Here is an 8490-nt window from a genome sequence, read left to right as displayed (position 1 = left end):
TTTTGGGGCTGCTACGCAGCCCAACGCGGGGCAAGCCCGCTCGCCACAACAAGCCCCGCCTGAACACAGGCGTTATTCGGCGTTGCACAGCGCCAGGCAGTTATCCAGCATGCGGTTGGAGAAGCCCCATTCGTTGTCGTACCAGGCCAGCACCTTCAGCAATTTGCCGCTGACCTTGGTGTGATTGGCGTCGAAGATCGACGACAACGGGTTATGGTTGAAGTCACTGGATACCAGCGGCAGGGTGTTGTAGCCGAGGATTTTCGAGTGCTGGCTGGCTTCCTTGAGCAGCGCGTTGACTTCTTCCGCGGTAGCTTCTTTCTTCAGTTGTACGGTGAGGTCCACCAGCGACACGTTGATCACGGGTACCCGAACGGCCATGCCGGTCAGTTTGCCCGCCAGTTCCGGCAGTACCAGGCCAACCGCTTCGGCGGCGCCGGTCTTGCTCGGGATCATGTTCTGGGTGGCCGAACGCGCCCGGTACGGGTCGGTATGGTAGACATCGGTCAGGTTCTGGTCGTTGGTGTAGGCGTGAATCGTGGTCATCAAGCCGCTTTCGATGCCCAGCTCGCGATGCAGCACTTGGGCCACCGGCGCCAGGCAGTTGGTGGTGCAGGAGGCGTTGGAGATGATCTGGTGGGATTGACGCAGAATGTCATGGTTCACGCCGTAGACCACGGTAGCGTCCGCGCCCTTGGCCGGGGCCGAGATGATTACCTTGCGCGCGCCAGCGGTAATATGGGCGGCCGCCTTGTCGCGGTCGGTGAACAGACCGGTGCATTCGAACACCACGTCGATCTTGTGCGCGGCCCATGGCAGGTCGGCCGGGTTGCGAATGGCACTGACGGCGATCCGGTCACCGTTGACGGTCAGGCTTTCCTGATCGTGGGCGACCTCTGCCTCGAAAGTACCGTGTACGGTGTCGTATTTGAGCAGGTGGGCATTGATCGAACTGTCGCCCAAATCATTGATGGCGACGATCTGCAAATCCTGGCGGTAGCCTTGGGTATACAGTGCGCGCAGGACATTGCGGCCGATACGGCCAAAACCATTGATTGCGATTCGAAGAGTCATTGGAAAGTGCCTGTCGTCGATTTGTTGTAAGAATTACAAGATTATTCGCATAAAAATAGAAAACAAGCCTTTTTAGTGGCAATATTTTGTTCAATCTACAACGAGTGACCTGAATCAACTGGTCCGATGATTTAAACGACTCCCTGCCATCCCATGTGCTGCGGGCGTTTGATCAGCATAGACACTCAGGTCGCCACATCCGTTAGCCTGGAGTTCTACACATGCATCCCCGCGTTCTTGAGGTCACCGAACGGCTTATCGCCCGCAGTCGTGCAACCCGTGAGGCATACCTTGCGCTCATTCGCGGCGCAGCCAGCGACGGCCCGATGCGCGGCAAGCTGCAATGCGCCAACTTTGCCCATGGCGTGGCCGGTTGCGGCACCGAAGATAAAAATAGCCTGCGCATGATGAACGCCGCCAACGTGGCAATTGTTTCGTCATATAACGACATGCTCTCGGCGCACCAGCCGTATGAACATTTCCCTGAACAGATCAAGAAAGCCCTGCGCGAAGTCGGCTCGGTCGGCCAGTTCGCCGGCGGCACCCCGGCCATGTGCGACGGCGTGACCCAAGGCGAGCCCGGCATGGAACTGAGCCTGCTCAGCCGTGAAGTGATCGCCATGTCCACGGCGGTAGCGCTGTCCCACAACATGTTCGACGCGGCGCTGATGCTGGGCATCTGCGACAAGATCGTGCCCGGCCTGATGATGGGCGCACTGCGCTATGGCCACCTGCCGATGATCTTCGTTCCTGGCGGGCCCATGCCGTCGGGCATCTCCAACAAGCAGAAAGCCGATGTGCGCCAGCGCTACGCCGAAGGCAAGGCCAGTCGCGAAGAGCTGCTGGAATCGGAGATGAAGTCCTACCACAGCCCTGGCACGTGCACCTTCTACGGCACTGCCAACACCAACCAGCTGTTGATGGAAGTGATGGGCCTGCACTTGCCCGGCGCCTCGTTCGTCAACCCGTACACGCCGCTGCGCGATGCGCTGACCCGCGAAGCCGCCCATCAGGTCACGCGCTTGACCAAGGCGAACGGCAACTTCACGCCAATCGGTGAGATCGTCGACGAGAAATCCATCGTCAACTCCATCGTCGCCCTCAACGCCACGGGCGGTTCCACCAACCACACCCTGCATATGCCGGCCATCGCCATGTCGGCGGGGATCATCCTGACCTGGCAAGACATGGCCGACCTCTCCGAGGTGGTGCCCACCCTGTCCCACGTGTATCCAAACGGCAAGGCCGACATCAACCACTTCCAGGCGGCGGGCGGCATGTCGTTCCTGATCCGCGAACTGCTGGAAGCCGGCCTGCTCCACGAAGACGTCAATACCGTGGCCGGCAAGGGCCTGAGCCGCTACACCCAGGAACCGTTCCTGGTCGACGGCGAGCTGATCTGGCGCGATGGCCCGATCGAAAGCCTCGATGAAGCCATCCTGCGCCCGGTGGCCCGTGCGTTCTCCCCGGAAGGCGGCTTGCGCGTGATGGAAGGCAACCTGGGCCGTGGCGTGATGAAAGTCTCCGCCGTGGCGCCGGAGCACCAGATCGTCGAAGCTCCGGCGGTGGTGTTCCAGGACCAACAGGACCTGGCCGATGCGTTCAAGGCCGGCCAGTTGGAAAAAGACTTCGTCGCGGTGATGCGCTTCCAGGGGCCACGCTCCAACGGCATGCCGGAACTGCACAAGATGACGCCGTTCCTTGGCGTATTGCAGGACCGTGGCTTCAAGGTGGCGTTGGTGACAGACGGGCGTATGTCGGGCGCGTCGGGTAAGATCCCCGCCGCGATTCATGTCAACCCCGAAGCCCAGAGCGGCGGGCCGCTGGCACGGGTGCGCGATGGCGATATCATTCGTGTGGATGGCGTGAAAGGCACCTTGGAGCTTAAGGTGGACGCCGAAGAATTTGCAGCGCGCGCGCCAGCCACGGGCCTGTTGGGCAATAACGTGGGGGCCGGTCGCGAGCTGTTTGCATTTATGCGCTTGGCCGCAAGCTCCGCAGAGCAAGGCGCCAGCGCCTTTACCTCTGCCCTGGAGACGCTTAAGTGAAGCTTGCGCTGGTCGGTGATATCGGGGGTACCAACGCCCGTTTTGCGTTGTGGCGGGATCAGGCCCTGCATTCGATTCGTGTGCATGCCACGGCGGATCACAAGAGCCCTGAAGACGCGATCAAGGTCTATCTCCAGGAAGAAGGCCTGAAAATCGGCGACATCGGTGCGGTGTGCCTGTCGGTGGCCGGTCCGGTGAGCGGGGATGAATTTAAATTCACCAACAATCACTGGCGTTTGAGCAAGACTGCGTTTTGCCGGGCTTTGCAAGTGGATGAGCTGTTGCTGGTGAATGATTTCTCGGCCATGGCCCTGGGCATGACCCGCCTTAAGCCCGACGAGTTCCGCGTGGTCTGCGAAGGCACGCCGGAGCCGTTGCGCCCGGCGGTGGTGATCGGCCCGGGCACCGGCCTGGGTGTCGGCACCTTGCTGGACTTGGGCGGCGGCCGTTGGGCCGCGTTGCCGGGGGAGGGCGGTCATGTCGACCTGCCCCTGAGCAGCCCGCGGGAAGCCCAGTTGTGGCAGCGCATTTACAATGAGATCGGCCATGTCAGCGCCGAAAGCGTCTTGAGTGGCGCCGGTTTGCCGCGTCTGTACCGGGCGATCTGTGCCGTGGACGGCCACACCCCGGTGCTGGAAACCCCTGAAGCCGTGACGGCGGCAGGCCTGGCCGGCGACCCGGTGGCAATGGAAGTCTTGGATCAGTTCAGCATCTGGCTGGGCAGGGTCGCGGGTAACAACGTGCTGACCACGGGTGCTCGCGGTGGCGTCTACATCGTGGGCGGTGTGATACCGAGGTTTGCCGACTTCTTTATCCACAGCGGTTTTGCCAAAAGCTTCAGCGACAAAGGCTGCATGAGCGACTACTTCAAAGGTATTCCGGTGTGGTTGGTGACCGCGCCGTATTCCGGGTTGACCGGGGCTGGCGTCGCACTGGAACAGGCGTTTGCATAGGGACTGATGGCCTCATCGGGGCAAGCCCCTCCCACATTTGGAACGTATTCCAATGTAGGAGGGGTGGTGCGACGATTCGACTTGCCCCCGATGAGGCCATCAATAACACCCCCATAACAACAAGGAGGACCCCGTGAGCGTAATCAGTAAATCGATTCTCCTCGTCGATGACGACCAGGAAATCCGCGAATTGCTGCAAACCTACCTCAGTCGTGCCGGCTTCCAGGTGCGTGGCGTGCCGGATGGCGCGGGGTTCCGCCAGGCGATGAACGAAGCGCCGTGCGACCTGGTTATCCTTGATGTGATGCTGCCGGACGAAGACGGTTTCAGCCTTTGCCGCTGGATTCGCCAACACCCGCGCCAGGCGCAGGTGCCCATCATTATGCTCACGGCCAGTTCCGACGAAGCCGACCGCGTGATCGGCCTGGAGCTGGGCGCCGATGACTACATCGGCAAACCCTTCAGCCCCCGCGAGTTGCAAGCGCGCATCAAGGCCCTGTTGCGCCGCTGCCAGTTTGGCCAGGAGCGCAGCGGCAATGGCGACGTGCTGGTGTTCGATGAATGGCGCCTGGACATGATCAGCCACCGCCTGTTTCATGTGGACGGTGAAGAGGTGATTCTCTCCGGTGCCGACTTTGCCTTGCTCAAGTTGTTTCTCGATCACCCGCAACAGATCCTCGACCGCGACACCATCGGCAACGCCACCCGTGGCCGTGACCTGATGCCGCTGGACCGCATCGTCGACATGGCCGTCAGCCGCCTGCGCCAACGCCTGCGCGATACCGAAAAACCCCCGAGGCTGATCCGCACTGTGCGTGGCAGCGGTTATCAACTGGCAGCCAGCGTGGTTGCCGGCAATGCCCACTGAACACCTGACCGAGCGTCGCCGGCGCTTCCCGGTACCGCGTTCGTTGCTGGGGCGCATGCTGCTGCTGACTTTGCTCGCGGTGTTGTTCGCCCAGGCGCTGTCCAGCGTGATCTGGGTTTCGCAATTGCGCGCCACCCAGCTCGAAGGCTTGGTCACCAGCGCCCGCAGCCTGGCGCACTCGATGACCGCGAGCGTGAGTTATTTCCGTTCGCTGCCGGTGGCTTACCGCCCCTTGGTGCTCGACCAGTTGCGCAGCATGGGCGGCACCCGGTTTGTGGTCACCCTCAACGATCGCCCGCTGGACATGGCGATATTGCCGCAGACCCCGCGCAAGCAAGCGGTGCTGGAAGCGGTCGACGAAGTGCTGCGCCAGACCCTGGGCGCCGACGTGCATATCTCGGTGGAGTTCGTCAGCGCCGAAGACCTGCGCATCTTCAACGCCGGTTTGAAGCTCGATGAACTGCCCCGCTCCTGGGCGCATTACGCGCTGACCCTGGAGCCGGTGAATCCACCGGTACTGGTCACCCAGATCCAACTCGCCCCCGGCGAATGGTTGTACATTGCCTCGCTGTTGCCCGAGCCCTACACCAGTCTCGAAGAACAGGGCCTGCCGTCCCAGCAGGTGTGGTTTATCGTGCTGACCAGTGGCTTTTTACTGCTGTTCATCGGCCTGCTGGTGCACTGGCAGAGCCGGCCACTCAAGCGCCTGGCACGGGCAGCGCGGGATATGTCCCTGGGCGCCGACGTGGAGCCGGTGGCCGAAGGCGGCGGCAGTGAAGTGGTGGAGGTAGGCCGCGCGTTCAACGCCATGCGCGAACGCATCAGCCGTTACCTGACCGAACGCAGCCAGTTGTTCAGCGCCATTTCCCACGACCTGCGCACGCCAATTACCCGCCTGCGCCTGCGGGTTGAATTGCTTGAAGATGAGAACCTGCAAACCAAGTTCGGTCGCGACCTGGATGAGTTGGAGTTGCTGGTCAAAGGCGCGCTGCAATGTGTGAAAGACACCGACATCCATGAAAACATCGAACCGGTGGACCTCAATCATGTGCTCGAATGCCTGGTGGAGCCGTATGTGGCGCCCAATGGCAACGGTCGCGTCACGTTGGACGGCTATGCCTTGGCGCCGTATCCGGGCAAGCCGCTGGCGCTCAAGCGCTGCATCGGCAACCTGATCGACAATGCCTTGAAGTATGGGCAGAACGCGCATTTGCGCATTGAGGACGATGGCGCGGAGTTCATCCTGCACGTGGACGACGAAGGTCCCGGCGTACCGGAACAGCGTCTGGAGCAAGTCTTCGAACCGCACTTCCGCCTTGCCGGCCAGCAGCAGGGCTACGGTTTGGGCCTGGGCATTGCGCGCAATATCGCCCATAGCCATGGCGGCGAGGTGAGTTTGCAGAATTTGCGCGAAGGCGGCTTGCGAGTCACGTTACAACTCCCCCGAACCCTGGATTAGCAAACAGCGCCGATCAAATGTGGGAGGGAGCAAGCCCCTCCCACATTTTGATCTTCATTGGCTCAGACGCTCTGGCGCAGTCTTGCCAAATCCCTCAGCGGCGGCGCCCCAAACAACCGGCTGTACTCCCGGCTGAACTGCGACGGGCTTTCATACCCCACCCGATACCCGGCCGCCGACGCTTCCAGCCCTTCGGCGATCATCAGGCGCCGCGCCTCCTGCAAGCGCAACTGTTTCTGGTATTGCAGCGGGCTCATGGCGGTGATTGCCTTGAAGCGGTGGTGCAAGGTCGAGACGCTCAGGTTCACTTCCTTGGCCAAGTCATCAATGCGCAGCGGTTGTTCGTAATTGCCGTTGAGCCACTTGATCGCCTGGCTGACCCGATGGCTTTGGCTGTTGGCCACGGCAATTTCATACAACCGATAACCTTGCGGCCCACGCAGCAAGCGGTAGAGGATTTCACGGTTGATCAACGGCGCGAGCATGACGATGTCTTTCGGGGTATCCAGCAGGCGCGCCAGGCGCAGCACGGCGTCGAGCAACTGGGGGTCGATGCGGTCCACATACATCCCGCGCGATGTCGGACGCGTGGGCACGCCCATGGGGCCGGCTTCGGCGATCAAGGCCGTGAGCTGCGCCGGGTCGATATTGATGCGCACCGACAGGTTCGGATCTTCCGGCGTGGCATCGATGATCCGCCCGGCCACCGGCATCGCCACCGAGAACACCAGGTAATTGAGCGGGTCGTAGGCAAAGATTTCGTCGGCCAGGCGCACTTCCTTGCTGCCGTTGGCGAGGATGCACAACGCCGGTTCCACCAGCACCGGCATGAAGTCACGCGGCGTGTTGTGGCGGTTCAAGAACAGTGACGTAATCGCCGTGCCATAGGAACCGTCTTCCCAGGTATGACGATGCACGATACTCGCCAGCTCGGCGCGCTGTTTTTCCGTCTCGGCATCGAGGGGCATGGACTGATGTTCGGGCGACGACATGAGGCGTCCTCTGCATGCTTTTTTGATGGGCTCAGCTTAGCGGCCGCTTTTCAAACAGTGTTACGACGATTCTGCACAATCCTTGCCTGATCCTGCGACATTTCGTGAATCAGGCAAGCGTAGGGGCTGTCATCTCCCTGAAACAAGGCGTTTGCCCACGGAATAAACCGGCGGGCCGAGCGTCCTTCTCTACGCTTTTCGCAGGATTGTGCAATAAGCCGGCAGGAATCGACTAACCGCGCTCACCATTGCGCCGCTATCTTTGATCCTGTGGCAACACACCCTCACAGTGCTTGCCGAGCATCACTTCTCAACGGGAGAGTCGAATATGTCCACCCCCATTCCCGCGAGCCATATGGCCTTTATCCGCGCCCGCAGCGGGTGCAGCACCGAACTCGGTGCACGCTTGAGCAGTTTGATCGAACCGGGCCGCCAGGCTCAGGGTTGCTTGCAATTTTCGTTGCAGCATTCCCAGGTCGACCCCGATGTCTGGTTGGTCTCCGGCTTCTGGAGCAGCGAGCAGGCAATGAGCGCTTACTTCAGTTCGCCGGCCCTGATGCTCTTCACCGAATTGTTGAACGACATGGTGGTGCGCAGCATGGACTTCCAGACCTTCACCGATGCATCCGCCGCCAACGCCTACGGTGAGTACCTGCAACTGGCCGGTTAATGGTTAGAATGGCCAACTTTTCCATTGGCCAGGACCTGCAACATGGCACGTAAACAATTTGCCCACCACGAAGCCGTTTCCGCCGTAGTACCGGGTGAAGGGGCCTACAGCGCTGCCGTCGCCGTCAAGGCACTGGATGGCATGGGCGCCCCGAAATTTCACAAGATCCTGGATGGGCAGACGTTCAAGACGGCCTCCGACGCCGATGATGCGGCCACCGTGCAGCTTGAGCGGTTGATCGATGTTGATGAAGAGGGTCAACTGACCTGGGCGAGCGCCGCCAGCTGAACAACGCCGACAATCTAATGTGGGAGGGGGCTTGCCCCCGATAGCAGTGTGACAGTCAACAAAGATGTTGAATGTGCCATTGCCATCGGGGCATGGGTATCTACACAACTTTGGCGTGGCCCTGAGCCTGTGGCGAGG

General features: G+C 61.0%; 8 protein-coding genes. 6 read left to right on the top strand and 2 right to left on the bottom strand.

Features of this window, described 5'->3' with window-relative positions:
* Positions 1 to 72: 72 nt before the first annotated feature.
* A complete protein-coding gene (gene gap / locus ACODSV_RS35340) occupies positions 73 to 1074 on the bottom strand; it encodes a type I glyceraldehyde-3-phosphate dehydrogenase (protein WP_015885658.1) in 1002 nt (333 codons plus the stop codon).
* 221 nt (positions 1075 to 1295) lie between these two features.
* Between gap and edd the strand changes: the two genes are divergently transcribed.
* The 4 genes from edd to ACODSV_RS35320 all read left to right on the top strand — a co-directional run bounded on the left by edd (position 1296) and on the right by ACODSV_RS35320 (position 6402).
* On the top strand, positions 1296 to 3122 hold the full coding sequence (edd, locus tag ACODSV_RS35335; RefSeq protein WP_024077194.1) for a phosphogluconate dehydratase: 1827 nt from the start codon (positions 1296 to 1298) through the stop codon (positions 3120 to 3122).
* Complete coding sequence (locus ACODSV_RS35330) at positions 3119 to 4075, top strand: glucokinase (RefSeq protein WP_150055662.1); 957 nt, start codon at positions 3119 to 3121, stop codon at positions 4073 to 4075. The genes edd and ACODSV_RS35330 overlap by 4 nt, the downstream gene beginning before the upstream one ends.
* A 133-nt stretch (positions 4076 to 4208) precedes the next feature.
* Positions 4209 to 4943 carry a response regulator gene (locus ACODSV_RS35325; RefSeq protein WP_024077192.1) on the top strand — a complete coding sequence of 245 codons (735 nt, stop codon included), beginning with the start codon at positions 4209 to 4211 and terminating at the stop codon, positions 4941 to 4943.
* Positions 4933 to 6402, top strand: a complete 1470-nt coding sequence (locus ACODSV_RS35320) for an ATP-binding protein (protein WP_150055409.1) — start codon at positions 4933 to 4935, stop codon at positions 6400 to 6402. The genes ACODSV_RS35325 and ACODSV_RS35320 overlap by 11 nt, the downstream gene beginning before the upstream one ends.
* Before the next feature lie 62 nt (positions 6403 to 6464).
* Here the strand turns inward: ACODSV_RS35320 and ACODSV_RS35315 are convergent, their stop codons facing one another.
* Positions 6465 to 7394 carry an AraC family transcriptional regulator gene (locus ACODSV_RS35315; RefSeq protein WP_150055408.1) on the bottom strand — a complete coding sequence of 310 codons (930 nt, stop codon included), beginning with the start codon at positions 7392 to 7394 and terminating at the stop codon, positions 6465 to 6467.
* Positions 7395 to 7722: 328 nt separating this feature from the next.
* Between ACODSV_RS35315 and ACODSV_RS35310 the strand changes: the two genes are divergently transcribed.
* Together ACODSV_RS35310 and ACODSV_RS35305 are read left to right on the top strand one after the other, a co-directional pair.
* On the top strand, positions 7723 to 8064 hold the full coding sequence (locus tag ACODSV_RS35310; protein WP_024077189.1) for an antibiotic biosynthesis monooxygenase family protein: 342 nt from the start codon (positions 7723 to 7725) through the stop codon (positions 8062 to 8064).
* Between the two features lie 42 nt (positions 8065 to 8106).
* A complete protein-coding gene (locus ACODSV_RS35305) occupies positions 8107 to 8352 on the top strand; it encodes a hypothetical protein (protein WP_024077188.1) in 246 nt (81 codons plus the stop codon).
* The last annotated feature ends 138 nt before the right edge of the window (positions 8353 to 8490 follow it).

The sequence above is a fragment of the Pseudomonas sp. FG86 genome (genome assembly GCF_057808775.1).
Note: the sequence above shows the minus strand (reverse complement) of the source record. Positions and strands in the feature narration are given on the sequence as shown.